The sequence below is a fragment of the Embleya sp. NPDC050493 genome (assembly GCF_044458105.1).
GTDB lineage: Bacteria > Actinomycetota > Actinomycetes > Streptomycetales > Streptomycetaceae > Embleya.
The window spans coordinates 24,399-50,942 of record NZ_JBITHP010000037.1 but is presented as its reverse complement, the minus strand read 5'-3'; the positions used below and the strand labels follow the sequence as shown (position 1 = coordinate 50,942).

At 69.1% G+C, this 26,544-nt stretch carries 21 protein-coding genes, 1 pseudogene and 1 CRISPR repeat array; of the genes and pseudogenes, 9 read left to right on the top strand and 13 right to left on the bottom strand.

The features are described from left to right. Positions 1-17: 17 nt before the first annotated feature. Positions 18-351: a CRISPR direct-repeat array (repeat unit 29 nt; unit sequence GTCGGCCCCGCGAGCGCGGGGATGGTTCC). 24 nt (positions 352-375) lie between these two features. Together ACIBM5_RS41820 and ACIBM5_RS41815 are read right to left on the bottom strand one after the other, a co-directional pair. Beyond that, positions 376-1,050 (bottom strand): hypothetical protein, encoded by a 675-nt coding sequence (locus tag ACIBM5_RS41820; RefSeq protein WP_396011923.1) that lies wholly within the window; start codon positions 1,048-1,050, stop codon positions 376-378. Next, positions 1,034-3,979, bottom strand: a complete 2,946-nt coding sequence (locus ACIBM5_RS41815) for a tetratricopeptide repeat protein (RefSeq protein WP_396011922.1) — start codon at positions 3,977-3,979, stop codon at positions 1,034-1,036. Before ACIBM5_RS41815 ends, ACIBM5_RS41820 begins: the two co-directional genes overlap by 17 nt. Before the next feature lie 103 nt (positions 3,980-4,082). On the opposite strand from ACIBM5_RS41815, the gene ACIBM5_RS41810 reads away from it, so the two are divergent. The 3 genes and pseudogenes from ACIBM5_RS41810 to ACIBM5_RS41800 all read left to right on the top strand — a co-directional run bounded on the left by ACIBM5_RS41810 (position 4,083) and on the right by ACIBM5_RS41800 (position 6,672). Next, positions 4,083-4,253, top strand: coding sequence for a hypothetical protein (locus ACIBM5_RS41810; RefSeq protein ID WP_396011921.1), 171 nt, complete (start codon positions 4,083-4,085; stop codon positions 4,251-4,253). Positions 4,254-4,639: 386 nt separating this feature from the next. Continuing rightward, positions 4,640-5,194 (top strand): annotated as a pseudogene (locus ACIBM5_RS41805) (ImmA/IrrE family metallo-endopeptidase); the annotation flags it as partial. 776 nt (positions 5,195-5,970) lie between these two features. Continuing rightward, a complete protein-coding gene (locus ACIBM5_RS41800; protein WP_396011920.1) occupies positions 5,971-6,672 on the top strand; it encodes a hypothetical protein in 702 nt (233 codons plus the stop codon). A gap of 904 nt (positions 6,673-7,576) precedes the next feature. Here the strand turns inward: ACIBM5_RS41800 and cas6e are convergent. Genes cas6e through ACIBM5_RS41775 form a run of 5 tightly spaced genes read right to left on the bottom strand, consistent with a single transcriptional unit; the run spans position 7,577 to position 12,669 of the window. After that, positions 7,577-8,317, bottom strand: a complete 741-nt coding sequence (cas6e, locus tag ACIBM5_RS41795) for a type I-E CRISPR-associated protein Cas6/Cse3/CasE (RefSeq protein ID WP_396011919.1) — start codon at positions 8,315-8,317, stop codon at positions 7,577-7,579. Continuing rightward, complete coding sequence (gene cas5e / locus ACIBM5_RS41790) at positions 8,314-9,153, bottom strand: type I-E CRISPR-associated protein Cas5/CasD (RefSeq protein ID WP_396011918.1); 840 nt, start codon at positions 9,151-9,153, stop codon at positions 8,314-8,316. The genes cas6e and cas5e overlap by 4 nt, the downstream gene beginning before the upstream one ends. Next, positions 9,150-10,460 (bottom strand): type I-E CRISPR-associated protein Cas7/Cse4/CasC, encoded by a 1,311-nt coding sequence (locus tag ACIBM5_RS41785; protein ID WP_396011917.1) that lies wholly within the window; start codon positions 10,458-10,460, stop codon positions 9,150-9,152. The genes cas5e and ACIBM5_RS41785 overlap by 4 nt, the downstream gene beginning before the upstream one ends. 53 nt (positions 10,461-10,513) lie before the next feature. Then, positions 10,514-11,101, bottom strand: a complete 588-nt coding sequence (gene casB, locus ACIBM5_RS41780) for a type I-E CRISPR-associated protein Cse2/CasB (RefSeq protein ID WP_396011916.1) — start codon at positions 11,099-11,101, stop codon at positions 10,514-10,516. After that, positions 11,098-12,669, bottom strand: a complete 1,572-nt coding sequence (locus ACIBM5_RS41775) for a type I-E CRISPR-associated protein Cse1/CasA (protein ID WP_396011915.1) — start codon at positions 12,667-12,669, stop codon at positions 11,098-11,100. The genes casB and ACIBM5_RS41775 overlap by 4 nt, the downstream gene beginning before the upstream one ends. Positions 12,670-12,727: 58 nt before the next feature. Between ACIBM5_RS41775 and cas3 the strand changes: the two genes are divergently transcribed. After that, entirely contained in the window at positions 12,728-15,742 is a 3,015-nt protein-coding gene (cas3, locus tag ACIBM5_RS41770) for a CRISPR-associated helicase Cas3' (RefSeq protein WP_396011914.1), read from the top strand. Positions 15,743-16,028: 286 nt separating this feature from the next. Here the strand turns inward: cas3 and ACIBM5_RS41765 are convergent, their stop codons facing one another. The 5 genes from ACIBM5_RS41765 to ACIBM5_RS41745 form a co-directional block, all read right to left on the bottom strand. Beyond that, a complete protein-coding gene (locus ACIBM5_RS41765; protein WP_396011913.1) occupies positions 16,029-16,313 on the bottom strand; it encodes a hypothetical protein in 285 nt (94 codons plus the stop codon). Further along, positions 16,310-16,723 (bottom strand): hypothetical protein, encoded by a 414-nt coding sequence (locus ACIBM5_RS41760; protein WP_396011912.1) that lies wholly within the window; start codon positions 16,721-16,723, stop codon positions 16,310-16,312. The genes ACIBM5_RS41765 and ACIBM5_RS41760 overlap by 4 nt, the downstream gene beginning before the upstream one ends. Before the next feature lie 295 nt (positions 16,724-17,018). Then, complete coding sequence (locus tag ACIBM5_RS41755; protein ID WP_396011911.1) at positions 17,019-17,855, bottom strand: hypothetical protein; 837 nt, start codon at positions 17,853-17,855, stop codon at positions 17,019-17,021. Between the two features lie 450 nt (positions 17,856-18,305). Beyond that, the gene (locus ACIBM5_RS41750; RefSeq protein WP_396011910.1) at positions 18,306-19,595 is read right to left on the bottom strand and encodes a transcriptional regulator; all 1,290 of its coding nucleotides are present in this window, start codon (positions 19,593-19,595) and stop codon (positions 18,306-18,308) included. 260 nt (positions 19,596-19,855) lie between these two features. Then, a complete protein-coding gene (locus ACIBM5_RS41745; protein WP_396011909.1) occupies positions 19,856-20,263 on the bottom strand; it encodes a hypothetical protein in 408 nt (135 codons plus the stop codon). Between the two features lie 50 nt (positions 20,264-20,313). On the opposite strand from ACIBM5_RS41745, the gene ACIBM5_RS41740 reads away from it, so the two are divergent. Next, on the top strand, positions 20,314-20,502 hold the full coding sequence (locus ACIBM5_RS41740) for a hypothetical protein (protein ID WP_396011908.1): 189 nt from the start codon (positions 20,314-20,316) through the stop codon (positions 20,500-20,502). 180 nt (positions 20,503-20,682) lie between these two features. Here ACIBM5_RS41740 and ACIBM5_RS41735 read toward each other — a convergent pair whose 3' ends face one another. Next, positions 20,683-20,958 (bottom strand): hypothetical protein, encoded by a 276-nt coding sequence (locus tag ACIBM5_RS41735; RefSeq protein ID WP_396011907.1) that lies wholly within the window; start codon positions 20,956-20,958, stop codon positions 20,683-20,685. A gap of 2,156 nt (positions 20,959-23,114) precedes the next feature. Here ACIBM5_RS41735 and ACIBM5_RS41730 point away from each other — a divergent pair. The 4 genes from ACIBM5_RS41730 to ACIBM5_RS41715 all read left to right on the top strand — a co-directional run bounded on the left by ACIBM5_RS41730 (position 23,115) and on the right by ACIBM5_RS41715 (position 26,463). After that, positions 23,115-24,191 (top strand): bifunctional DNA primase/polymerase, encoded by a 1,077-nt coding sequence (locus ACIBM5_RS41730; protein ID WP_396011906.1) that lies wholly within the window; start codon positions 23,115-23,117, stop codon positions 24,189-24,191. Further along, positions 24,188-25,714 (top strand): phage/plasmid primase, P4 family, encoded by a 1,527-nt coding sequence (locus ACIBM5_RS41725; protein ID WP_396011905.1) that lies wholly within the window; start codon positions 24,188-24,190, stop codon positions 25,712-25,714. Before ACIBM5_RS41730 ends, ACIBM5_RS41725 begins: the two co-directional genes overlap by 4 nt. Further along, the gene (locus tag ACIBM5_RS41720) at positions 25,711-26,115 is read left to right on the top strand and encodes a DUF6009 family protein (RefSeq protein WP_396011904.1); all 405 of its coding nucleotides are present in this window, start codon (positions 25,711-25,713) and stop codon (positions 26,113-26,115) included. The genes ACIBM5_RS41725 and ACIBM5_RS41720 overlap by 4 nt, the downstream gene beginning before the upstream one ends. Before the next feature lie 153 nt (positions 26,116-26,268). Next, positions 26,269-26,463, top strand: coding sequence for a hypothetical protein (locus tag ACIBM5_RS41715; RefSeq protein WP_396011903.1), 195 nt, complete (start codon positions 26,269-26,271; stop codon positions 26,461-26,463). Positions 26,464-26,544 lie beyond the last annotated feature (81 nt).

The following is a 26,544-nucleotide window of genomic DNA, read 5'->3' as shown; positions in this document are numbered from 1 at the left end:
GCCCCAGGTCATCCAGGGTCGGCCCCGCGAGCGCGGGGATGGTTCCCCGAACGCGACGGAACCGCCCGCGCGCGGGACGTCGGCCCCGCGAGCGCGGGGATGGTTCCACGCCGGGACGACCGCGCGTACCGCGGGCCCGGTCGGCCCCGCGAGCGCGGGGATGGTTCCGGCAGGATGTTGCACCAGTCCGGCGGGGTGCTGTCGGCCCCGCGAGCGCGGGGATGGTCCCTGATCTTCGGGATACGGAACGATCACGTTCTGGTCGGCCCAGCGAGCGCGGGGATACTCCCCTCCGCACACGCCACTCGACGTTGGCGTAGTAGTTGGCCCCGCGAACGCGGGGATGGTTCCCGGGTTGCCAACGATGTCGGCGGTTCAGCCGCAGGCCGTTTGCACGTGCCGCAGGAAGTGGGGCCACGGGTCGACGCTTCCCGGTCGTGCGGCTTCCAGGCTGAGGGTGAGGGTCTTCTTCAGCGGGTGGGGCGAGTGCATGATCGCCTCATTGCGTCGGGCGAGTCGGTGCAACTGTTCCGGGGTGGGGGGACGGTCGCTCTTGGCGGCGTTGCAGGCGTAGTGGGTGGGGGCGAGGTTCCGGACGGCGTCCAGGTCGGGGCCCTGCCAGCCCGAGACGACGCCCAGGCGGTGCATGAGCGAGTAGGGGAAGCTGTGGTCGACGGCGGTGGTGTCGTTGGGAGTGATGGTTTGGTTGCAGATGAGGCAGCGGCCGTGCTGGAAGCCGATCAGGGCGTCCGCGACGCCGGTGACGGAGCGGCGGCGGTGCTTGTCGACGAGGGTCTGTGTGTCCCAGTCCACGGCGAAGCCTTCGTGGACGAGGCTGCGGCCGATGCCCGCGGCGAATGATTGGGCGACGATGTCCCATCGCGCGTCGAGTTCGGCGTGCAGTCCGGGTGCCTGTCCGGATCGGGCGACCAGGAGGAGGTCGGGCGTCAGTCGCACGATCCGCTCGCGTGGGGTGCCCGTCAACTCGTAGAAGGTGTGGGCTGTTCGGGTGTTGCCCTGGAGGTTCGTCTTCTCACTCGCCGAGACCATGACGCATCAGGTCTGTCAGTGGACCACCGGCCGCTCCTTCGCGCAGTTCGACGACTCTCCGCAGCGCATGGGGGTTTCCGGCGTCGGCGGCGGCACGGGCCAGTCGTTCCGCGGTCGCACGGTCCCCCGTGACTTCGCGCAGCATGGCCAACTGTTCCAGTGCGTGGGTGCCGCCAGCGCATGCCGCAGCGTAGGCCAGCCGTTCGGCACCCGCACGGTCCCCCGCCTCGTCGCGCATCTCCGCCAGTAGCCCCAACACGTTGGCATCGCCAGTCTCGGCGGCGGCGTAGGCCAGTCGTTCGGCGCCCGCATCGTCTCCCGCGTCGTGTCGCGTCTTGGACAACCACACCAGGGCGAGGAACGTCCCGGCGTCGGCGGCGGCGTAGGCCAGCCGTTCGGCTCCCGCCGGGTCATTCGCACGTTCGCTCAGTTTGGTCAATTCGAACAGCGCGTCGCGGTTACCGAGGGCGGCGGCCTCGTGCAGCAGCCGCTCGGCGCCGGAGCGATCACCAGCGCGCCGGCGCAAGTCCACCAACTCGGGGATCACGCGGTTGCGCCCCAGTTTGTCGGCGGCGTGGGCAAGTCGCTCGGCGCCGACATGATCACCCGCTTGTTCGCGCCGTAAGGCCAGGTCCTTGAGCGCGTGGCGGTTCCCGGCGGCAGCCGCGGCGTGGGCGAGTCGCTCGGCATCGGTGTGCTCACCTGCCTGTTCGTGCAGGCGTGCCAATCGCCATAGTGCGTCGCGGTCGCCTGCGGCGGCAGCCATTTGCAGAAATCGTTGTGCGTCCTCGTGCTCCCCCCTCTTCTCGCGGCTACTGGCCAGCCACATCAGGACTGCGGGATAGCCGATATCAGCGGCAGCCTGGGCAACGCGTTCGGCATCTGCCTGGCTGCCCGCGTCCTCATATGCCTTGGCGGCGGCCAGCAGCAGGTATGGGTGTCCTGCTGCGGCGCCGGCTCGGGCCAGCCGTTCAACGCCCGCGAGATCACCCGCCGGCCTCATACGCTGGTCGATCAACCAGTGCGCGGCCTGCCGGTTTCCGGCGTTGAAGGAGGCGCGCATCAGGCGTTCGGCCTCCTCGTGGTCGCCCGCCGAATCGCATCTTCCGATCATTACGCCCAGAGCGTCGGGGTGACCGGCCTCGGCGGCGGCGCGCATCAGTTGCCCGGCTTCCACATGGTCGCCCGCCTCCTCGCGCAGCGTGGCCAGTCGGGCCAACGAGTGAGGATTTCCCTGGGCAACCGTGCGGAGCAGGCGCTCGGCCTCCGCTCGGTCCCCCGCGTTCTCGTACAGGATGGCCAGTTGATCCGATGCCACCGCGTCGTTCGTTTCGGATATCACCGTGCCCAGCAACGCTTTTGCGTGGTCCAGACGCAGTCGGGCCCGCGCCGCGTCCGCGAGCTGGTGCCGGTCCATGGGACCGTTTGCGTGCTCAAGCGCGGCCTGCCAGAACGCCGAGGAGGGACACAGTGCGCCGCGGGTGCGGCGGCCGTGTTGTTCCAGGACGTCCGCCAGGCGATAAACCGGAGCCCGGTCGACACGTTCGCGGTGGAGGGGGCGCATTCGGGTCAGGGGCGCGACGGTGGCGCCCGGGCAGCGGGCCGTGGCGGCGGCCATGGCGTTTTCGAACCAGCCCTCCACGACATGCTCGTTCCACTCGTCGTCGGTGAGGTAGTCTTCCGCCGCCGCCTCCAGAAAGCTCCAGGGCACGCCGGGGCCGTGGCCCAGGCGGCGCGCGTCCATCGCAGCTTCGATTATTACCCGCAGCGGCGCGGAGGCATTGCGGAAGCGAGCCAACAGGGCCGGAGCACCCGCCAGATACTGAGCGATGGCTCCATCGCGGCCCTCGGCCATGGCCTTGGCCAGGCGCGGGTCCGCGGTGGCGACCACGCGCAATGCCTCGAGATCGACCCCGACGAACGCGGCTGGCACACTCACGTCGGAGCCCGTCAACAGGGCCCGTGCCTGGGCATGTTCGTCACCGGGCCCGGTCAACGTGGTCCAGTACTCCGGCCACAGCGTCGCCAGCACCAACACCGGGCCCCGCGCGGGATCCCGCAGCAATTCGCGCAGACCGGCCGCAACCCTCTCGCCGGTGCCGTCGACGGTCAGCAGGTAGAACTGGGCCTCGTTCAGCCACACCACCGTGCGCGGGCCCACCTGCGACAACCCAGCGAGGGCCGCGTCAGGGCGGCCAGGGTCGATCGGATGCCACAACCGCCAATTCGAGGGCAGCCGCCGGATCGCCTCCCAACAGGCCCGCGTTTTGCCCGTGGAGGACGCCGCCACCAACGAGACCAGCGAGCCCGAACCCCCCACCGCCCGATCCACCGCCATCCGCAACCGCTCGTCGTGGGCCCGCGGCACGTATACCGGCAGCTCCGGCAACCCCTCCCAGGCGTGTTCGGGAGCCTCGATCGCCCGATGGACCTCCAACGCGTACGGATCCGTGAACACGCCGATCGGATGCCCCGCGCGCCCCTCCTTGTCACGGTTCCCGACCGGGTCCTGATCCTGGTGGCCGCGACGGGGACGACCACGTGGGCGGCGTTCGCTCACGGCCTCCGATCGCCGTTCCTCCCATACTCGGGAGGGCAACGAACGGCGAACGGGGTCGCGTTCGGTGGCCAGACGCTCCAGCAACTCCACCACGCACCGCAACTTGCGCGGATCCGAGGGGACCGAGACACCGGAAAACCAGCCGCTCAACGACGACGGGCTCAACTCCACCGCAGGCCGCTGGGCCGCGCCGTGACGGACGAGCCGGTCGTAGCCGGGCGAGCCCGCCTGCTCGTACAGCTCCCGCAACCGCAGCTTGAGCCGTTCACTCGCACCGTCCTCGCCGCCCATCCAAGCCCCCGGTTCGACCCACTTCGGATCGAATCGATTCCGAAATCCCCACATCGACGGGGCCACCAGCGTAGACACCCGGACGACCTGGGGGAGCGGTCGCCGAAGAAATCCCGAACGAGGCTCCTTGGAGACCGACACCACTCCGCTCCGAAGGGGTGCGACGACTCGGGAGACGACCATGGATGACACCACGCCCACCCCCGCGCCACCCGCCACCCGACGAGCCCGCGTTCGGACGCGGGTGATCCACGCGAGCCGGGCCCTAGCGGAGAACGCCACGCGCGGTGCCGCGACCGGAGCTGGCACCGCCGTCGGCGGCTGGATCACGTGGTGGCTGATCAACCACTGACAGGATCGTGGAACGGAGATCCGAGCGAGCGGCGCGAGCGGTCGCATCGGCAGCGCAATGGCGTGAACCGCACGGGGATTGGGGAGACCCGCAAACTCCTGGATTGGCCCGACGATAATGACTGCAACGACTACAGCGCAGGGTCGAGAACGAGCCCGTCTACAAGATTCCGCGAATCGATGCGTACGACATGACGCCCGAGAAGCGGCCCGGCTCGTGCGGGCCACCTGCCGACCGGGCCGATCCTCAACATGATCAAGACGCTCGAACGGGCGGGAATCATCGTCCTGCGGCGAAACCTGCGTTCGCCGCGCATCTCCGGACTGGCACCTGGCCACCCGGCACCCTGCCCATCGTCGTCCTAAACGACGGCGCCGTCCGACAGGGAACCGTTCACACTCGCCCACGAACTCGGGCACCTCGTCCTGCACGAGATCCCCACGGCGGACGGCGAGGGGGAAGCGGACCGATTCGCCGCCGAGTTCCTCATGCCGTCCGCCGAGATCCGCCCACATCTCGCGGGCATGAGCATCGACAGGCGGCCCGACTCGAGCAGCACTGTTTACCCACTGGTAAATCCCCAGGCCAACCAGTGTCGGCCCCGCGCCCGGGGATGTTCCCCACTCTGCCGCGCGGATGACTTCGATTGCTTGGTCGGCCCCGTAGGCGCAGGGATTGCTCCACTGAGATCACAACCCGCTGGCGAAAGTCCAGGTTGGCCGTCCGTGCGTCGTCACCGCGGCGAGTCGGCCCCCGTACGAGCAGGGAGCGCTCCCGCTCGTGCGGGGCGACAGCACCGCGTTCGCGTCGGTCTCGCGACGTGGTCGGCCCCGCGCGAGCGGGGATTGATCCGTGGAGGAACAGGCATCGATCAAGGTCCGGTCGTCGGCTGCGAGTCGGCGGGCCTGTTCCAAGGCGTGTCGTCGTCTCGGCCAGCGTAAAGGCTAGCCGCCACTCAGCCGTCGTACGCGGACGCTCACGACCTGGCGTAGATGCAATCCTCGGTCGACCCGGAGGCCGGTCGCCACCGCGCCGATGACTCCGGCGACCGTGCCCATGAACTGGTGGCGATCCCCGGCCAGCTCGAGAGCCGACCGCCACGATGGACGGATCGCGCAGCATCGCGCAGACCCGGCGGTTGCGATCCCCGGCCAGCTTGAGAGCCGACCGCCACGATGCCCGCTGCGGTCTGCGAGTCGTAGGTCAGCGTGCTGCGATCCCCGGCCGGCTTGAGAGCCAACCTGAGCAGGCAGCCGGGGCATGCAGGTCCCTTCGTCGTGTTCGGTTGTCGATCGTGTGAGGGTCAGACGGCTGGAACCCCTGTTCGTGATCGGCGTGAGGTGACCGTGGACTCATAACCTCCCCACTCTGACCCGCGAAGCTGGTCGTTAGCGGACGATTTGGCGACGCTTCCGCCCATCGTGGCCAAGCAACGGGAGCAGACAGGGCTGGGTCACATCAGACGTGTTCACCGGTCCATTGGCGGTTGGCACAGCGACGGGAACTCGTATCAGCCTCCCGCGAGTTGAGGTCGACCTCTCCCGTTCCGCATCCATGTACACTTTCAGAGTTCGAGCAAGGTTTCATGTCAGAAATGAGACTTCGGGAGCGGGGGACGCGTATGTCAACGGACTGGCTGAAACCCGACGCTCCGTTCGGATGTGCTCTGCGAGGGGCCCTGGCCGGTTCGCAGGGGTCGATGACTGAACTCCGGACCATGCGCAGGAGCGCTCTGCGGGAGGCTCCCGAAGCGATCGAGACGTTCGCGATAACCACCGCCCTGGAGATGATGGAGTCGCTGCGCACCGCGGCCCGACATTTCGAAACCCTCGTGCAGTTGAGCGCGCCGGTGGGAGCGTCGGACTTCGGCGACTGGGCCAGACGGACGGCCGATCGGACGGTACGGCGACACACGGAGTCGCTGGTGTCGCAGCTGGTCGAGATGGCGCGAGAAGTCGCCTCGGAGGATCCTCCGGACGAATCGGGTTGGAAATGGGTAGATCGTTCGGATCCGCGATTCGAATTGTCAGTCACCATGCTGCGGCACATGAACGGCGGTCGTGGGCTCCTCCGAGAATCCGCAGTCCTCGACCCCGATGCGGTCTGGACCACCGACCTCGCCGGCCGGTCGCTCGAGGAGGCAGGCTGGTCAACAAAGTCCCAATATAGGACAAATGTGATCAGCAATCTTATGTCCACACTAGCGAACGAGGAATTCTTTGAACGCGTCGAACGTGGCGTCTACAAGCTGCGCGACGACGCTGGCATCTGGGTTCCCGACGCTACGTACAAGAAACTGTCCACCCTGTTGGGGTTGGACCCCCGAGCCACCGATGACGTTCCGGCCATCGGTTCCACCCACAACCAAACAGAGAAGGTGAGTCATGGCGCCATACCGCCCTCCACCGCAGGGTGGTGAGGAGGGGCCACGATCCGAGGAGGATGCCAGCCAGACAGACCCTCGCGACCGCGGCCCAACCCACAACTTCGAGGCTAGCACCCGCCGGACACGTTTCCCGAGGGCCGTCACGGTCGTCGGGAAGGTTGCCAGCGGGGCCTGGGCCGTCTACAGGATCTGGGCAATCTACGACAAGTTCGATCGCTAGCCCCTTGGGCCGAGAGTCGCCCGACCCTCGGCCCAAGGTTGTCTCTGAATCGGCTTGGAACGAGGGTCGGGGGGGGTCGCTGCGTCGGCCCCGCGAACGCGGGGATGGTCCCCGTCGTCACGCTGCACCGCCCGACTCGGCCGCGTCGGCCCCGCGTGTGCGGGGATGGTCCCGACCACCACGACATCTCAGTCCCGGAATCCAGGTCGGCCCCGCGTGTGCGGGGATGCTTCCCAGGTCAAGGTCTGCACCGGCCACCGCGCGCAATCGGCCCCGCGCGAGCGGGGATGTTCCTGCGCAGAAGGCCGAGTTCGTGGCCGCGTGGGATGTCGGCCCCGCGCAGGCGGGGATGTTCCCACGTTTGCCCATTGCACCCTGCCCAGCCTCGTGTCGGCCCCGCGCGAGCGGGGATTGCTCATCGAGTTCGACGGCGTGGGTGGACAGGGCGTGGTGGGCCCCGCGAGCGCAGGGACGCTCTCTTCCACGCCAAGTAGGTTCACTCTGGGGGTCGGCTTCGCGAACGAGGGGTGCGGGGCGGAATGCCCCCCGGCTCCGAGCGATTGAATCCGACAACCAGAGTTCGGATGCCGTTGTCCGAGTGGTGGTTCGCATCGACTCAAGGAATGTGTACAGGGCGGCCCCGGTCACGGGGCCGCCCTGTCGCGTATGCGGTGTCGGCGGCCGCTTCTGCTTCCGCGTGTCGGTGCCGTCGGGTGTCTAGGTGGTGGTCGGTTCCTCCTTGACGAGGAGGAGTCCGCAGCCGTAGGCGCGGCCTTTGCCGATGCCGGTGGTGAGGGCGGCGGCGAGGGCGGTGGGGTCGGTGATGGTGAGGTGGCCGTGGGCTTCGGCGCGGGTGATGTGGAGGTTGCGGGTGCCGGTGGAGCGGAGTTTGGGGAGCATGCGGACGGCGTAGTCGGGTTCGGGGGCGTGGGCGCCGATGCGGCGTACGCCGGTGGGGCCGACGGGGGGTGTCCCGGCGGGTTGGAGGCGTTCGCCGAACCATCGTTTGGCGTGTGCGGGGGTGGTGTCGGGGAGTCGGCGTCGTTCCTGCGGTGTGGTGGTGGGGGCTCCGGCGGGGACGCGGTCGCGGACGGGGTTGATCGTGGTGCGGAAGCGGAGGCGTCGGCCGGGGCGGAGGGTGATGTCGGCGGTGATGCTGTGGGGTTTGTCGAGGAGGGCGGCCTTGGGGAGGCGGCTCCAGTCCGGGGGGAGTTTGGACTGGACGACGAGGGTGATGGTCTCGGTTTTGAGGTCGAGGGCGTAGGTGTGGAGGACGCCGAGTTGGGCGCGGGCGTCGGGTTCGCCGTCGGGGACCCAGCCGTGGAAGCCGCTCATGACCAGGCGGTGCATGTCCTGGGGGTCGAGGAGGGCGCGGGCGGCGAGGGGGTGGCGGGCGGAGAGTTCGATGATGCTGTGGGCGGCGACGAAGGTGGCCTCGGTTGCGACGGTGGTGGTCACGTTCCCTCCGGTCGGGGTGCGGTGGCGGCGGATGTCAGGGTCATGGCGAGTTCGTGGCGGAGGACGTGGACGCGGTCGTGGGGTTTGAAGCTGTGGGGTTGGTCGTGGACAGGTGCGGCGCCGGGGGTGTCGCGGGGGACTTCGAGCCAGGCGCGGGGTGTGGTGGTGGTCGCGTTGGGGAGTGGGGCGGCGTGGGCGAGGACGGTTTCGAGGTCGCCGGGGTGGATGCCGTGGTGGAGGTCGGCGGCGGGGGGACAGTCCTTGCGGCCGAGCCACAGGAGGCGTTCGGGGGCTTCGAGGTGTCGGGCCAGGCGGAGGAGGAGGGTGTGGTCGTCGGTTTGGAGTCCGGCGAGGAAGGCGGCGTCGGCGAGGTACCAGCGGTTTTCGGTGAGAGGGTGGCGGCGGGTGTTGGCGGCGGTGAGGTGGCCGTCGGCGTCGGGGGCGATGCCCTTGGGTGCGCCGTACCAGTCGCGGAGGGTTCGTCCGGCGGTGGGGCCGAAGGTGCGGCGGGTGGGGTCCTCGAGGTTGGCGGTGGCGCGTTTGGCGGTGGTGGGGTCGGTGAGGACGTCGCGGGGGCGGAGGGGGTATTGGCCGCCTCCGACGGTGTGGAAGTCGTGGACGAGGACGCCGGGTCGGTCGGCGCGGACGCCGTAGCGCAGGGCGGCGAGGGGGCGCAGGCCGTCGTCGTCGGCGCGGTCGAGGCCGAGGGCGGCGGCGAGGAGGCCGACGACTCCGGATTTGGTGGGGTGGGTGTGGGAGTCGCGTTCGCTGAAGCGGGCGCGTGTGCCCCAGGTCTGGAGGGGGCCGGCGAGGTGGAGGAGGAGGGTGTGGGTCACGAGGCGAGGTCCTCGGGGCGGTCGACCTCGGTGACGGTGGCGGCGGTGGTGTCGCGGAGGTCGTCGAGGAGTTCCTGGACGTGGACGTCGTAGGTGAGGACGCGGGCGGGGCCGATGTCGTCGCGTTTGCGGGCCAGGAGGGCGTGGTGGCGCAGGAGGAGTCGGGTGCCCTGGATGCTGGCGGGTCCGGCGTTTTCGTGGATGGGGGTTTCGAAGCAGCCTGCGTAGTTGAAGGGGCGGGTTCCTTCGGTGGCGAGGACGAATTTGGGGAGGGTTCCGGGGCCGGCGGTGCTGTTCTTCTTGGCGGCGGGCACGGCGTTGCAGAACGCGTCGAGGAAGGCCTTCTCGGCGGCGACGGCGGCGGCTTCGACCTTGTCGGGGGTCAGGCCGGCGGCGTGGAGGTTGCGGCGGAGTTGTCGGCGGTCGAGGCAGGCGTGGCGGTAGAAGGTGCCGGTGGTCAGGCTCTGGTAGCCGGTCATGCCGGCGCCGCCGTCCTCGAGGGCGTCGAGCGCGGTGGCCTTGCGGCGGAGTTTGGCGTCGTCGGCGCTGGAGTAGAAGTCGTCGACGACCTGGGCCTCGTGGACGGTGAAGGTGTGGGCGCTCTGGATGGCGCCGTCGACGTTGGGGGATTCGACGATCTCGGCGAGGAAGCGGCCGAAGAGGGCGATGTCGATGGCGTCGGCGGGGGCGAGGGCGGCGAGGAGTTCCTTCTTGATGTCGGCGTCGAGGGGCGGTGCCTTGATTTCTTCGGTGGGTTCGGTGTCGGGGGTTTCGGCGGGTTCGGTGGTTTTGCCGCGTCCCTTGGGCTTGGCCTTGGCGGTGCTGGCTTCGGCGGCGCGGGCCTGTGCGAGCCAGGGCATCACGGTGTCGCGGCGGGTGTGGAGGGCGGTGGCGATGTCGCGGCCGGCGTTGTCGTGGGCGAAGAGCAGGACTTTGGTGAGGTTGCGGGTGTTGTCCTTGTCGCCGAACTTGACCTTGAGGCCGATGAGGGCGTGGCGGGCGGCGTCGACGGCGTCGTCGTGGTTCCAGCCGAGGGCTTCGAGTTCCTTTGCGGCGGTGAGGGCCCATTCGCGGGTGCGGGTGCCGAACGTGTAGTCGGACAGGGGGCCTTCGCCGAGGTTGGCGCGGTCGCGCAGGTGGGTGCGTTGGGCGCGGCGGTCGGACTGGGAGGAGATCCGGGTGCGGGTGACGCCGCCGTAGGGGGTTTCCTTGGGGAGGCCGTTCTCGTCGCGGACGAGGAGGACGTTGGTGTAGGTGGTGAGGGAGTGCAGGGACAGGTAGGGCTGCATGTCGGTGTCCTTGGTCATGGTGTTCTCCTTCGTGGGGTCGGTGACCGCCGTTGGGGCGGCGGGTCGTGGGGTCACGGGGTGGGGCGGCGTGGCGGGGTGAAGTAGTTGCGTGCCCAGGTCTCCTGGACGCGGCGGTCGGGGGTGTTCCAGCGGGTGAGGTCGAGGGCGAGGGTTGCCCAGGACGGGGCGACGTTGCCGCCGGTCCGCAGGCGTTCGACGGCGTTCTGCAGTGCGGCCTCGGGGAGGGCGCTCGCGTTGACGAGGCGGTTGAACAGGCGTTTGCAGCCGTCGTCGGCGGGGCCGCGGGCGGCGTCGGTGCCGATGCGGCGCATCGCGGTGCCGAGGTCGCCGAATCCGTGGGAGGGGCGGGACGCGCCCTGGTGGTAGCGGGCGAACAGGAACGCGGTGAACGCGTACGCGCTCCGATCCGCTTCGGTGGGGGCGTAGTTGGCGGCGAGCAGGCGGGCCTCGGAGAGGCGGTGGGGGCGGCGCAGGTCGCCGAGGGTGCCGTATTGGTGGCGGCGTACGAGGTCGCACAGCCAGGCGGTCAGGGCCTGTGCGGGTGTGGCGGGTTCGGGTTCCTTTCGGGCGGGTTGCGGGGCGGGGGCGGGTGGGGCGGTTTGGTGGGGGATGGAGAGGGCGAGTTGGTCGTCGGTCATCGGGCGGCCTCGGTCAGGAGTGGCGGGCATTTGGGTTTGGTCAGTTCGTCGTGCAGGCGGGCGCGGGAGCGGGCGCGGGCCTCGGCGCCGCGGCCGCTGCGGGGCAGGCCGCGGAGGCGGCGGTCCAGGGCGTCGGTGCCGGACGCGACGAGGACGCGGGCGTGGTCGGCGAGTGCCTGGTGGGGGTCGGTGCCGGCGGCGACGGTGTCGAGGAGGGCGTGGAAGGGTTCCTCGAGTCCCCCCCAGAGTTCGCCGGGTGCGTAGAAGCGGCGCAGGAGGGTTTTCTTGTCCTCGGGTCGGGGGTTGGGGTAGACGATGTCGCGGGCGACGGCGGCTGCGGTGCGGACGGCGGTGGTGAGGTATTCGGCGTGTGCGACGGCGTCCGCCGCGGCGCGGCGGAGTTGTTCCTCGCGGCCGGGGCGGAAGGGGAAGGTGTCGCGGACCCAGCCGGTCACGTCTTGGTTCTTGGCGACCAGGCCCACGCTGAGGAGAGTGACGGGGCGGCCGAGTCGGGTGAGTCGGGCGTAGAGGTCGTTGCCGAGGGTGTGGTCGAGGGCGGCGGCGTAGAGGGAGTGGGCGTCGCGCCACAGGGCGCGTTCGGCGCTGGCCTGGAGGGGGCGGGTGCCGATGAGGACTATGTCGGGAGTCAGGGCGACCGGGATGTTCTTGGTGAGTTCGCCGGCGCCGACCAGGACGCGGTCGACGACGATCGTGCCGTCGGGTTCGCGTGCGGGGCGCAGGAGGATGGAGCGGCCGAGGAGGCTGTGCAGGTCGGCGGGGCCTTCGGGGTGGTGGGCGCGTTTGGAGCCGGGGCCGGTGAAGACGCGGCGGGGGCGGGTGCCGTCCCAGCTGTAGTTGAAGCGGCCGACGTCCTCGGGTCGGGGGACGGGGGCGAGGTTGAGGCGGAGGGTGTCGGCGAGGGTGTCGCCGAGGGCGAGGGTGCGGATGCGGGTGCCGAGGCGGCCGACGGATCCGTAGGTGAAGTCGCGGCCGAGCCAGTCGACCTTGGCCATGACGCGGCCGCCGAGGCCGTAGGCGTGCTGGGTGACGAGGGCGGCGAACGCTTCGGCCAGGGGCAGGCGTCGGGGGTGGTGCAGGTGGATCTGGTCGTGGAACTGGGCGTAGTCCCCGGCGTGTTCGAGGACGAGTTGCGCCGGGCCGTAGCCGTGTTCGTCCATGAACGGGGCGAGTTGCGGGTTCTGCAGGAACGGGCGGGCCGGGTCGAACAGGTCGAAGCGGCCGTCGCACTCGGGTGAGCGCAGCCAGTCGGCGACTTGGGTGAGGGGTTCGCGGTCCTCGACGAAGGCGCGCCATTCGTCGGTGGTCTCGGGGTGGACGTCGGCGGCGTAGCACAGGCCGAGGAGGAGCTCGTAGAGGGCGATCTCGGTGCCGGGGGAGGGGTGGGTGATCCCTTGGAGGTGCTCCGCTCGTTCGAAGGTGTCGAGCAGCGGCAGGAGTTCGACCCGGGGGGCGTCGGGGTCGGGGGGATGTGTCAGTGCGGGCATGCAGGGTGTCTCTCGTACGTCGCTGCGCAGTGTGCGGTCGACGAGTTCCAACGTTTCGCTCACTTAAAAGGACCTCTTCACTTAGTCTCGGATCGAAGCCGACCGTGATCGCCTGGCTTCCGTGTGTGAGATTAGAGAGGAGAGAGGTCCGCCCGTGGGGTTATCGCGAAATTCGTTCCCTCATTTGTGGTGTTGGGGTAAGACCGACTATCGGAACCTTGTCGTGGGCCCCGGGCCCCGGTGGGATCCGCTGCTGGCGCACTGTCTGAACACGGCCGCGGTCTGCGGCCGGCTGTTCGACACGTACCTGTCCGACGCGGTCCGCGACCGCCTGATCGCCGCCTTCGGCGGCGGCGACCGGGACACGGCCCGCCGGGTGCTGATGCTGCTGGCGGCTTTGCACGACATGCCGGGCAAGGCGTTTCCCGGGTTCCAGAAGCTGTTCCTGGATCCGCGGAACGAGCGGCTCCTCGGCGCGGCACGGGAATGGGAGAACCGGGCGAGGGAGACCGGCCTGCCGCTGCCGCCGGATCTCGCGGCCGAGTCGTCGCCGCGGCACGAACTCCTCACCGCCCACTACCTGCCCACCCTGCTGGGGTGTCGCTGCGGCGACTGCGACCCGCACAACGAAGGTCCTTCCCGGCGTGGCCTGCACGTCGTGGCCGCTCTCCTGGGCGGCCATCACGGCGACATCCCCGACGCGTCGACGATCGCGGACGCGAGCGCCCGCCACGCCGCCGAGTGGGACGGCGTCCACCGCGCGTTGCTCGCCGATCTCACCCGGATCCTCGATGTCGACGTGGCGGACCTGCAGGAACTGGTCAGGCCCGAACGCCCCTGCGTCATACCGCTGTTCGCGGGCCTGGTCGTGCTGTCCGACTGGCTGGCCTCCGACGAGTCCCGATTCGCCTATCGCAGCGTCACCGCGCCCGTCGAGCAGTGGTGGGACCACGCACGACGCGACGCCGCCACAGCGGTACGCGAACTCCGTTTCGACGCATGGCGACCACGCCCGGCCCGATGGCACGACCTGTTCCCGAAGACCGCGCCGCGTCCGGCGCAGCAGACGCTGATCGATCTCGTGGGCGAACCGAGCGGCCCGTTGCTGGCGTTCATCGAGGGCGACACAGGGTCCGGGAAGACCGAGGCCGCGTGGTGGCTGGCTCACGCGCTGGCGCTGGTGTGCGGGCACCACGGCATCTACACGGCCCTGCCCACCCGCGCCGCAGCGGAACAGATCGCGCGCCGCAAGGCCGACTATCTCACCCGTGCTCTCGGCGATGGCGTGGAGGCCAACCTCGCCGTCGTCCACGGCACCGCGGCGCTCTCGGCCGTCGCCGACGAACTCCAACGAGCGGCAGCCGGACCTGCCGCGCTCGTCGACAGCGTCAACACCACGGGTTGCCACCGGACGGGCGCCGTACTGAACGGATGGTTTTTGGGCGAAAAGCGTGGACTGCTCTCGCCCTTCGGCGTGGGCACCGTCGACCAGATCGTCCTGGCGCCCCAACGTTCGCGCCACTGGTTCCTGCGGATGTTCGGCCTCGCGAACAAGGTCGTCGTCATCGACGAGGCCCACGCCTACGAGCTCTACCAACAACGCCTGCTCCACGACGCGGTCGCCTGGCTCGCCGACGCGGGAGCCTCGGTGATCGTCCTCTCCGCCACCCTGCCCGCGCCGGTCCGCGAGGCCATCACCACGGCGTGGTGTGCGGGGCACCGCAGCCCCGCGCGCGCGGCCGCGGGAACGAGCGACGATCAGGCACCGATCACGCTTGTCGACGAGAACGGACTGATCCGACGCGCGACCCCGCCCGCGGTGCCCGTGCTGCACACCGACATCCGCCTCGTGCGAGACCCCGGCGCCGACGACCTCGCCCGGAACCTGCTGCGGGAAGGAACCGCCGGAGGCATCATCGCGGTTGTGCGCAACCGCGTCGCCAGCGCCGTCGAACTGCACGCCGCACTCCTCGACCAAGCCGAGAGCGCCGGTTGGAAAGCCACCGAGATCGTCCTCCTGCACGGGCGCGCCATCGACCGCAACCGCCTTCCCGTACAGGAAGCACTCCTCGCCAAGCTGGGCAAACATCCCGACCGCGAACATCGACACACCCGAGCCAACCCCGCGCGCCCCGCCCGACTGATCGTCGTCGCCACCCAGGTCCTGGAACAGTCCGTCGACGTCGACGTCGACCTCCTCTACACCGATCTCGCGCCCATCGACCTTCTGCTGCAACGCCGAGGCCGGGTCCACCGCCACCGTCTCAACGACCCGAACCGACCGGCACACCTGCGGCGCACACCCCTAATGCGCGTCCTGTGGACCGCCGACGCCAAGGGCCTACCCGCCGTCGAACCGCCCGCCTCCGCCGACGGATTCGTCTACGCCCCCTACGTCCTCGCCGTCACCTGGCGCATCCTGCGAGGCATCCAACGCCGCACCACACGCACCCGAGCCTCGAACGGCACCATCCGGCACCATCACGTACCGCGCATCTCCACTCCCCACGACACTCCCCGCTTCCTCGCCGCCGTCTACGGAACACGAACGGCACCCCCGACAGGAGAACTCGGCGTCCTGCTCGCGCGGACCTGGGACGACTGGCAACGCGCCCTCGGCGAGGAACTTCGCCAGGCCGCACCCCGAAGCCGCGCCCCGTACACCGCCAGGGGAACGGCCATCGGCATCGACGACCTCCCCATGGGCCGTTCCCGAACCGACGCCGACGACCCCAAGAGCCCCGACTACCTCACGGCCCGTTCCCGCCTCGGTACCCCGTCCATCGAAGCCGTCCTGCTGTACGAGCAAACCTCCGGAGCACTCACCTACGACCCCGCAGGAGAAGAACCGGTCGACCTACGTCGACACAATCCGCGCACACATCCCGCCCGGTACAAGCTCCAGCAGAGGGAGTTCCTCCGCAACACCATCCGCATCCCCGGACACTGGGCCCCGAAAGCCAGGCGGGAGGGGTCTCCGAAGCCCTGGCCCGAATCCGGCGGGAACGCGCTTCGCGATCGCCCCATCCTGAAGTTCACTCCTGACGGCATCTGCGTGAGTCCGAAAGCCGAGTTCCTGAGACACGATCCCGTCGCCGGACTGAGTCGCGTGCTCCCCAAACGCCGCACCGGCTAACATCCGATCGTTCATCCCGCGAGCGGGAATGGCCCATGAAGAGGTCCTTTTTGAGCATCGGCCCCGTGCAAACGGGGATGTTCCTCCCAAGGAGGCGTACTTCGGCGGTGCCCGGCGGTCGGCCCCGCACAGGCGGGGAAGCGCCACACGGCGGCACCGGCACGACGGCGGGGCGTACGCCGGCCCCGCGAACGCGGGGATGCTCCGTCGTGTCGTTGTCGACGACGCAGGGCTCGCATCGCGGTCGATGCGAGCCCTGCGTCGTGGTGCCGTGGACCGTGGAGCGTCAAAAGCTCTCGGTGCCCTCGAAGTACATCGGCTCGTCGGCTTCGTTATCGTTCTTGCTGCCCACGACGACCGTGTCGGCCAACTCGGCCCAGAAGGCCAGCGCTTGGACGCTTCCCGCGACCTCGGGACGCGGGTTCGGCGGTTGCCGGTGACACCAGTGCCCCGTCCCGACCCGTATCGGCTGGAGGTCAAAGCGATGGACACCGTTCGGACATTCCACGGTGGGCGCGCGGCGTAGTGCCGCGACGTCGGTGCCGAGTTCTACGGTGGGGATTCGGGTCACCGCAGTTGTTCCCGGGGGGACCGGATGGGCAGCACCGCCATCGACCGCATACCGACCATCCGCTTGCGCGAGCGGGCCCGGGCGCGTGGGGCCTGGGTGGCGGTGACGGCCGCGCCGAGCAATGCGCGCAGTACGAGTGTTCCGACGACGACGGCCAAGCCCGGCGGGGCGTCCCGCAAGCGGCCGGGGGTGGGGGTATTCGCGAACAGGTGCGAAACTGTGGCGGCCAGCCCGAACGCGGCGCACACCGCAGCGGCGAACTGGCACGCGATCAGTGCGACGAGGGCTTTGGGGTCGGCCTGCCAGGCGAGACGGAAGGTGACGCCGGTGAGGCGTGGCAGTCGCGCGGCGAGGTGGGCGCTGGTGAGCGAGCGCACGGCGAGGTCGTGCCGGCCGGCCTCCAGTTCCATGACGGGCGGCGCGGCACGCGCGGGAGGAGGCGGTGTCGGGAGCGGTTCGAGTGTGGGTCACGCGTTCATGGCAGCGGCCCGCCGGGGCGGGCCGCCATCGATTAACTCGAACGAGTGAAGACAAAGTCCACTTGTTCGACTTGGCGATCAGCCTCCGGGGGTCGAGGAGCGCAACGCCCCCGGCCGGTACGTGATCGGTCGACCAGGTTGGTCCGCGACCAGTGTTCAGGGCCGCTCGACTGCGGCCGCACCGCAGACGCCTTGCGATCGGCGGCCGGAGGTCGCGCCGTGCGGTCTACTCCTGCCCGGAGACCGGCATTTGCATGCGTTCGAACTGCTTCTCCAGCTCACGAGCGTGGTGGGCGTGAGTGATGGCTTGCCGGTGTTCCCGGGCACTGTCGTGGCCGCATCCGATTCGTTGCTTCAGGTCGACGGTGAAGGGCATGACAAGGTCGTCCACACCGCGGCCTGGGCCCGCTGCCTCCGCGTAGTCGATCATGTGGAGAAGGGCGTGCAGTTCGGATCGCCGGATCGGAAGGTTCAGGATCGTGTCGTCGGGGGACGTCAGCGCGCCCAGGACGCGATTACGGTAGGCCTGTCCTTGGAGTTCGCGGAACCAATGGTCGTAGCGGAACCAATGGTCGTATTCGAGGGTCCGGTTCCGCGCGTCCTTGGGGGCGAACACCGCCAGTTGTTCCAGCAGATCTCGATGTCCTTCCCTGGTACTCCGGTAGAAGGGTCGCTCGCTGCTTCCGGTATTCGCGGCATCCAGCCGGATCGCCGAGACGAAGGCAGCCACCTGCTCGGGAGGAGGCAACAATCCGGCCCGGAGCCAACGTGCCCCGCCATGGAGATCACGGTGGCTGGCGGGTGTAAGGGCGAAGAACCATCCGGAGGTACCGTTCCACTCCAGTCCCGCTTCCCCGCCGGGGACGAGTCCGGCCTGGAAGGTGAGACCGAAGTTGATGCTTCCTTCCACATCATCGCTCCCGTCCGGGTCATCGTCGTAGACGCCGTACGCGCGCACGGAGGTAATAGGCAGGCCGTCCTCCAAGAGCTTTCCGGCGACAACCGTCATGTAGTTGCCGATGGCCGACTCGAGTTCGACCGCGAGTCGTGAAGCCTTCGTCATTGCATCCTCCCGATTGAAGGAACCACGCGATTACACTGCCTTGGCATCGGAACCGAGCCCGCAGCTTCCGGCCGGTTTGATTCGAATCTGCATGATGTCTGAAAATTCAGACCCCCGACGTCAACGAGGCCGCGCTTGAACGGCGCGTCGACGATCAAGGCGCCGTGCCGGGAGAGCCGTGCTCGAAGGTGCCGTGGGGGCGGAGGCCGTCGGTGACGCCCGCGGATCGAGATCGGGCCGCCCGGGGAAAGCGCCGACGTCTTTAGGACAGCCGACCGTCCCAGAGAGATCCCGCCGGGCGAGCGAGGCAAGCGTCACGTCGGCATCGCTCCTCAAGCGGAACACCACGTTCGGCTGCCGTTCCACGGGCCCGGTGACCTCGGTGGGCAAGTTCGCCGACAGCTCCGATCGCCCTCACCTTCAGCGGCCGGACGAGACGGCGGTCAACTGTCAGCTGGTTGCCGTCTCGGTCACACGGTCGGCCTCGACAAGGAATTGGCGGACGCCGTCGACTTGCGAGTACGGCTCGAACCTTCTCCGCAATGTCGCAATTCTTCTCACGGCTCGCGGTGAGTAGAGTTTGCTGGTCAGTCGAACGGCTTCCAGCGCTTCCTTCGCTCCCTTGTCGGGCTCGCCCTTGTCAAGGCTCGCCCCGGCGACGATGGCCGTATTGATCGATGCTCTTCTGACGTAGGACGAGGGAAGGCCACGCAATGCCTCGTGTGCGTACCGCGAAGCCAACTCGGGGCAATCGAGATCGCGGAAACAGTGTGCGAAAGCATCCGCGAGATAGGCTTCGTCGAAATAGCGCAGATACGGAGCGAAGAAGTCTCTCGATCCATTGGATGTCGGGAAACTGCTTTCGGCTCTGGAAAGCGCCCGCAGGCACCCCGGGCGGTCACCCATTCGGGCACGACCACGGGCCTCGACGATCCACGAGATCGTCACTGCCAGAGGCTCGGCCCGATGCCGTCTGCTCTCCCGCGACGCCTGCGCCAATTGCACCGCCTCGTCCGGATGACCTGCGTAGAGGGCCAGGTGTCCCATATGCGCGGCGAGCATGTAAGCACCGAAACCCCTGTCGTCAGCCGCCTGAGAAAGACGTAGCGCCGTGATGTGGTAGCGCTCGGCCAGACCGAGATCGTTGCAGTCGAGTGCCATGTACCCGGCGGCAGCCGTGAACTCGGCGGCCGTCCGGAAGAGCTCTTTTCCCACCTCTTCAGTCCGCGGCAGACCCAGTAGGGGGCGCACGTCGTAGTTCAGGAAGTTCGTCATGTGCCGGCGGATCCTCTGGGCACCGAATTCGTGGCTCAGACGCTCGAATTGATCACCCAGTGCGCGAATCTGGCGCACGTCCTCCATGCACACATTTGTTCCGCTCCCGACGACCGCGAGACGATCCTGGGAATTCCCTATCAGCCAGTCGCGGCTGCTCACAGAAGCGGCGCCGGAGACGAAGGCCGAGCCCACCAGAAATTTCCGGCGTTCCAAATCGTATCTCCATAAACGCGTAACGGTTTCCACGGTGTTTTCCAAGGTTCGGGGGTACCGCAATCCGATGGAGATCTCATCCGCGCATGAATCCATGTCGAGATCTTGCGGTTTCAGTAGACGCCCGGTTTGCTGTGAGAATACCTGGGCGAGCAATTCCGGTACCGGATCACGCGGTACCGAGCCATCCAGCCAGCGGGCGACCGATGTGTGATCACAACTGGTGGAGTATCCCTGGGCTGCTGCCAACTCGTTGACACGGCGGGCCAGTCCCTTCCGTGAGCACTTGGTTTCCAAGATCAGTTCGGCCAGCTTTCGGTTTGGCTCTCGGCCATTTGCCACAAGATCCCCCGAGGTTCTTCAGTCATCGTCCACTGTAGAGACTCGTATCCGATTGACCGAGCCTTTACCCGAAGTGCGCCCGTTTCGGGCCCCCTGGCACGAGCATCAACCTGCTTGTTGCGCCTATGCCCACCGGGAAGCTTCCCGATTCACTGGATAGTGGATTATCACACCAATCGGTGATGTCGTTCGGATAGGCCTCCGCCGATAGGAGGGGGCTGCATGCCGAGGGAAGGAAGAAGGACATCAGGGGAACGAGATGGAGTTCCGCACTGACGACCATTCTGTTGTCCGCCATCGGTGTCCACATTGGTGACACGATGACGATTCTGCACGGCATCGGCGCGCAGGCCCTTCGCCATCGTGACCACCGTGGCGTCCGAGGCCACCGCCCGACCGTTGAACGCACCCGCAACGCTTGCCGCTGGCAACCCGCGCTCCACTCGGGGTTGCCGTGACCGCGCCGCCAACCCATCCCCTGCCGGCAACTTCATTCTCAGCCCCCACGACTGTTCAGGTTTGCCCCCAATCATCCGAAAACTGGCGAATACCACGGCGCCGACATTGATGTCCACGCATCCCTACCACCCTCGGGACACCCACGATGGACGCTTCCCTTGCTCACTTGACCCTGCTCCTCTTGGCACTTGCGGTGGCCGTGCTGTTCGCCGTGATCATCGGCGTCGCCGCAGGCACCATGGCCCGCCTCGACGGAGCACGCCCGATGGCGTGCGTACAACGCGGCGCGGTGGCATTCCTGGCCACCTGCACGCTGTGCGTCGCGATGCTCTCGCTCGTGGTCGCGGCAATATGACCGGCTAGATGCTCCTTCCGCACTGGCCGCGATCACCCATCCAGGAGTGGTTCGCCCCCACCATGGCTCGACTGTTCACTGCCGATCGCGGAGGGAGCCCGTGGCCTTGGGGTGTGCGGGTGAAGCGCGTTCGTCGGGCATCTGATGGCCGTCACGAATCCCCCTTCGCGTACCGCCCGATCAGGGACCGGGTATCGCCAAGTCTCGTGTGCCGCACGGGCGGGCGCAGGCCGATGCACATACCGGTCCCGCCTCGGTGCGTGGGCGCTTCGCCCGAGGTACGACCAGGCTGTTGTGCTCCTGGCCCGGGAAGACGTGCAGGGCGAAGTTGTCGGCCAGTGCGGCGAGTTCCCGCGTCCCGGTGAGCATCTGTGGTGCGCCCGCGTTCCCGCTGCCGACAGGCACGGTCACGGTCACGGACTGCCAGCGGTCGGCGGGCAGCGGCCGGCCTGACATGGTGTGGCCCATAACCTGGTCGTCGTTAGGGCAGGGTGCGGGCGGTGGATTCCACGCTGGCCCAGAAGGGGGCCTGGCGCATCCAGGCGACTGCCTCGGCGGGCATGCCCACCGCCGCGGTCATGAAGTAGGCCACGGCATCGCCGTGCGCCCCCTGCTCTACAAGCTCCGTCAGGTGGGCGACGTAGTCGGCGGGCGGCTGTCGTCGGTGATGAAGGGCGGTTCCTGACCGCCGGGGCCCTTACCCGCCGGCTGCGAGAGGCCCACCACGGTGCCATCCACGTCGTGTGGCGCTCCCACCGCCGCGTCATCGCCACGGCCGCCAGAGACTTGGACACCGCCCCCGCCGACCTGCGCACCCTGCTCGACTGACGCGCCCCGCCGGGTCGCGCGCGACCCCTCACCGAACCCGACCTCGGCCATCTGGTGGGTGGGTTCACAACCGCCCCTGAGCCGGCAGGACGTGCCTTTTTTGGTGGAGGTTGCCCGGCGGAGGCAACCGAGTTGCCCCCGGCAGGCAAGTCCGCGTTCGATGTGTCGACCCTGGGGTGACACATCGCGCGGCGACCAGACGCGGGAGGCGGACGGCGAGTTGTCGGCTGGTAGGTCCGCCACGGCCCGGTTGTGGCGGCCGGTTCGGCGTTCTCGACCGTGATGGCCAGTTCGCCGTCGTTGGTGAGGATCCACGCGTGTGCCGCCCACGGCAAGGGTGTGCGCCCACCACCAGGGTGGTGCCGTGTCCGGTGAGCGCACACGCGAACACCGTGCCCACCGTTTCCCAGCATGCCGATCCGACTGTGCACCTGCGGCGGCAAGGGCGCCGGGCGGGGCCGGGGTGCCCAGAGTGAGTTTGCAGGAGCGCGCCGCGTGGACAGGGGTTGACCAGGATCCGGCGGCCGCGCAGCCGGACCGCAGCCGGGCGGCCCCTGCGAGGCGGTTCGTCTCGACATCGGTCAGGGCGAATTGCCGGCGGAAGTCGAGGAGGTTCTTGAGCGCCAGACGCCGGCCCGATATGACCGTGGGGGAGCGGGTGCCGACCACGGTTGTCGGCGGTCAGGGTGTTCGACAAGTGCTCGATCCGCTGGATCGTGACGTCCGGCGGAGCAAGGGTGTCGGTGTCGGGTTCGTCGGGGAGCGGGGCAGTCGTCGCGGGGGTTGGAGCGACCGAAGCGACCGAAGGAATGAGCTGTCGGCGCGAATGTGTGAACGTGTCGTCGGGTGAGCGACGGAAGCGACCGAAGCGACTGAACTTCGGAAGAGAAACGGCATTCTCCGTATGTGGATGCGTGTCCGCGGGGTCCCGAGTCTCCGGCGACAGGGGATGGGGCGACCGGAGACGTTCGGTCGCTATTGCGGCGTTCCCGGTGAATCCGCAGGTCAGGGCCACTCGATCCTTCTGGCAGCGACCGAAGCGACCGGGGTCTCCATGTGGTTGGGCGTGTGTGGGAGCGATCGGAGCGACTGAAGCGACCCAAATCCTCAAGAGGAACCGCGCTGTCCGCATGTGAAGTTCACGGGCGCGGTTCGAAGCCGCGGCAGGTGGAGCCGAGCGACTGGATGTCTTCGGTCGCTGTTTGAGTCGCTTGATGAAACCCGCAGGTCAGAGCCATTCGACTTCGTGAGTAGCGACTGAAGCGACTGGAGTTCCGGATTATGGAGACATTCGCGTGTGCGCGTGTGCGTCATAGAGTCCGACCTTCAGTCGCTTCGGTCGCTGATCCGGGCTCTCCGGCGCTGTGACCTGGCTCTTTCGCATACCGGCGCATCAGCGACCGAAACGCTTCGGTCGCTGATCCCGAAGACCTACAGTCGCTGACACGCGGACACCGGGTGCACGCTGTTCCGCGCCGGGTCTCCGCTACCCTGACGTGCCTGAAACCAATTGGGAGCTTCAGTCGCTTCGGTCGCTACCGTCGCTCCACAACGCTCTGACCTGGCCTTTCGGCCAGCGACCGAAAGGAAGACGCCCGATCGACAGGTCCAGTCAGCGACCGTACGCGAGCGACCCGGATCGAACCGGCCATCGGTGTACGCCTGCTCGGCCGTCCGGGCGGCGACACCGCAGCGACCGACAGGTCCCGTCGGATCGCCGCCTTGGCCGCTGCCGGACCTCGGTCGCCGGTCGGGACTGCGGATCGTGGGTGGGGGAGGCCGGTGTGGTCGAGCGGGAACGGGACACGGTGCCCGAGGCGTTGGCGGTGGCGCGATGGTGCGCGCGGGCCGGATGGCCGGTGCACCCGCTGGCCCCGCAACGGAAGACACCGCCCGCGAACTGCGAGGCCTGCCACGAGCCCGGACACACCCACTCCGGCTGTCCTTGCCTGGCGGCCGGTCGCTGGTGCCACGGCTTCCACGCCGCCACGCTGGATCCGGAGCGCATCCGTGCCTGGTGGGGTCGCGGATCGCGGTTCGGCGTGGGTGTGGCGTGCGGCCCGGCGAACCTGGTCGTCATCGACGTCGACGCCCACGACGCCGTCCTACCCGACCGGAACCGGCTGCTGCCGGGTATCACGATCGGTGAACACGTCGACCTGACCGGCCTGGCGAGCGGTTTCGACAGCCTGGCCCTCCTCGCCGCGCTGCGCGGCGCCCCGGACCCATCCCAGGACCGGGACACACTCCGCGTGCGCACTCCCTCGGGCGGCATGCACGTCTGGTACCGCACCCCACCGACCCGCAAGTGGCTGTGCTCCAGCGGCTCGAGCACCGGCAGGGCCCTGGCCTGGCAGGTGGACGTGCGCGGCGTCGGCGGCTACATCGTGGCCCCCGGCACCCGCACCCCGTCCGGCGTCTACACCCCCGTGGGCACCTGCCGCGTACCGGCCCTGCTCCCGACCTGGCTGGCCACCGAACTCGCCCGCACCGGCCACGCCGACCAGCCCCACCCTCCGATCACGCCCCACCCGGTGCCGCCGCGGGCCCGTCTCGCCGCCGCCGCCGCCGGAGGCCACGCGAGCGTCGCGGCCAAGGCATTGGCCACGGTCCTCCAGGAGGTCGCGGACTGCGCGTTCGTGCCGTCCGGGGCCGCGTTCAACGACAAGCTCAACCGGGCCGCGTACACGGCTGGAGGCCTGGTCGCCGCCGGCCACCTCGATGCCGCGGATGCCGAACGTCTGCTCCTGGAGGCTGCCGAGCACGCCCGTCCCGGCCACCGCCGGCGGTCCCTGTCCACCATTCGCGGCGGCATGACCGCCGGCCGCGCCAGGCCCCTGAACCCCGGAGGCCGCCCGTGAGCGGTATCCCGCCCTCCCGCTTCGACGCCGCGGCCGCCGCCGCCCGCATCCTCGCCGACCAGGCGACCCTGCCGCTCTTCCCCGCCCAGGACACCGGACCCGCCGACAACGGCCGAGTCCCGGGCCCGGGCGGGGTCACCAGGAACGGGCTGGTCCCCGACTCGCTCTCCGACCGCGGCAACGCGAAGGCCTTCGTCGCCCTGTACGGCGCAGACTTCCGGCACGTCCCCGGTCTGGGCTGGTACCGATGGGCGGGACACCGCTGGCAGTTGGACGAGGACGACACCGTGTTGTGGGCGGCCGGCGACATGGCCGAGACCCTCGCCACGTCCGACCCCCACCGGGCCCACTCCGACGCCGAACTGCGCAAGCACCGCCGCCGGTCGCTGTCCACCTCGGGCCTCAAGTCCATGCTCATGCAGGCCCAGGCCGCCCCCGGCATGGTGCTCCGCGCTGAGCACCTGGACGCCGACCCGTACGCGCTGTGCACCCCCGGTGGAGTCGTCGACCTGCACACCGGCGCCATCGCAGCCCCCGACCCGGAGAAGCACAACCACTCCCGCTCGTGCACCGTCGCCCCGAGCTCGATGCCCACCCCGCGGTGGAACCGGTTCCTCACCGACACCTTCGGTGACGATGCCGAGGGCGCCGAGATGATCGACTTCCTGCACCTGCTCCTCGGGTACTCGGTCACCGGCGACGTCGGCGCGCAGATCATGCCGTTCCTGTACGGCCTCGGGAAGAACGGCAAGAGTGTCCTGCTGGACGTGCTGGTGACGCTGCTCGGCGACTACGCCGACGCAGCCCCGCCGGGATTCCTCATGGCCAAGCCGTTCGAGGGCCACCCCACGGACCTGGCCGAGCTCCACGGGCGCCGCGTCATCGTCTGCTCCGAACTCAAGCCCGGCGACCGCTTCGACGAGGCCCGCTTCAAGCTGCTGACCGGCGGCGACCGGCTCAAGGCCCGCCGGATGCGGCAGGACTTCTTCAGCTTCGAACCCACCCACAAACTCTGGCTGCTGGGCAACCACCGCCCCGAAGTCACCTCCGGCGGCTTCGCGTTCTGGCGCCGCATGCGCCTGGTCCCGTTCGAGCGCGTCGTCGCCGACGAGCACCGCGTGGACAACCTCGCCCAGGTCCTCGTCTCCGAGGAGGGCCCCGGCATCCTGGCCTGGCTGGTCGAGGGCGCCCGCCGCTACCTCGCCGGCGACCGCGACCTCACCGGCCCGCCCCGCGTACGCGTCGCCACTCACGCCTACGCGGAGACCGAGGACCACATCGGGCGCTTCGTCGACGAACGCTGCACCCTCGCCCCGGGCATGCGCGCCGAACAGACCGGCCTGTACGCCGCCTACCGCACCTGGTGCGGCTTCGAGGACGCCTCCCCGGTTTCCGCCCGCGCGTTCGCGGCGAGGATCCGAGAGACGGTCGGCCTGACCTCGCCCCGCCAGATGACCACGTCCAACCAACGCAAGTACTACCCGGGCATCGGCCTGCTCGACGACACCGAGGAGACCCCGTGAGCGCGCTGATCACGCCGGACCAGATCGCCCACGAGGCCGACATCGTCTGGCTCGAGGACCCCACCGACCTCGACTACGTCCGCCAGGTCCTCGACCGCCTCCCACGCCGCACCGGCACCCCCGCCTTCCACCGCGACGGCCGCATGATCGGCTACGCCACCCTCGGCCCCCAAGCGAGGGCGTCCAGGGCCTCCGGCACCTACCGCCGCCGCGTCTTCTGGCTCGCCCCCCACGACCGCGACCAAGCCCCGTCCGGTGCCTACGTCTCCGGCGCCCCCTCCGAAGCGGTCGATCCCCGCACCCTCGAGCCCAAGGTCCCCGGACACAAGACGCAACGCTCCGAAGGCGGCCCGCCGTCCGAAGCCATGCGCGAGCTGGGGATAACGCTGCCCAAGGGATAGGCCCCGACCCGACGGAGATTCGTTTCGGCGACCCAAGCGACCCAAGCGACCCAAGCGACCGAAGTTCGGAAACGGGTTTGCGTTACGACGGTCGACACCACCCACACCACACTCGAGGCCGCACCGGCACAGGCCACCATCGCCACCGCGCCATTGGGCGCCGTCGTCCACCTGTGGGACGGCGCCGCCTTCACCACCCACATCCACACCGGCGACACCACCACACTGCCCTACCCGCACCCCCTCGACGACGACCCCTCGGGCGGACGACGCGGCACGGCAGTCTTCACCCGCCGCGGCGACCACATCGGCACCGGATGGCTGATCGCCTACCGTGCGGCCATGTGACGGCACCATCGACCCGGAGCGGCACGTGGTGATGTCCGCGGAGACGGCATCCTGCCCTCGTCGCGGACGACGTCGAGCGGT

Excerpts from the sequence above, each read along its gene's own strand:
- ACIBM5_RS41820 (WP_396011923.1), bottom strand. The coding sequence starts at position 1,050 with ATGGTCTCGGCGAGTGAGAAGACGAACCTCCAGGGCAACACCCGAACA.
- ACIBM5_RS41810 (WP_396011921.1), top strand. The coding sequence starts at position 4,083 with ATGGATGACACCACGCCCACCCCCGCGCCACCCGCCACCCGACGAGCC.
- ACIBM5_RS41800 (WP_396011920.1), top strand. The coding sequence starts at position 5,971 with ATGCGCAGGAGCGCTCTGCGGGAGGCTCCCGAAGCGATCGAGACGTTC.
- ACIBM5_RS41785 (WP_396011917.1), bottom strand. The coding sequence starts at position 10,460 with ATGACCAAGGACACCGACATGCAGCCCTACCTGTCCCTGCACTCCCTC.
- casB (WP_396011916.1), bottom strand. The coding sequence starts at position 11,101 with ATGACCGACGACCAACTCGCCCTCTCCATCCCCCACCAAACCGCCCCA.
- ACIBM5_RS41760 (WP_396011912.1), bottom strand. The coding sequence starts at position 16,723 with ATGGAACTGGAGGCCGGCCGGCACGACCTCGCCGTGCGCTCGCTCACC.
- ACIBM5_RS41755 (WP_396011911.1), bottom strand. The coding sequence starts at position 17,855 with ATGACGAAGGCTTCACGACTCGCGGTCGAACTCGAGTCGGCCATCGGC.
- ACIBM5_RS41735 (WP_396011907.1), bottom strand. The coding sequence starts at position 20,958 with ATGTCAGGCCGGCCGCTGCCCGCCGACCGCTGGCAGTCCGTGACCGTG.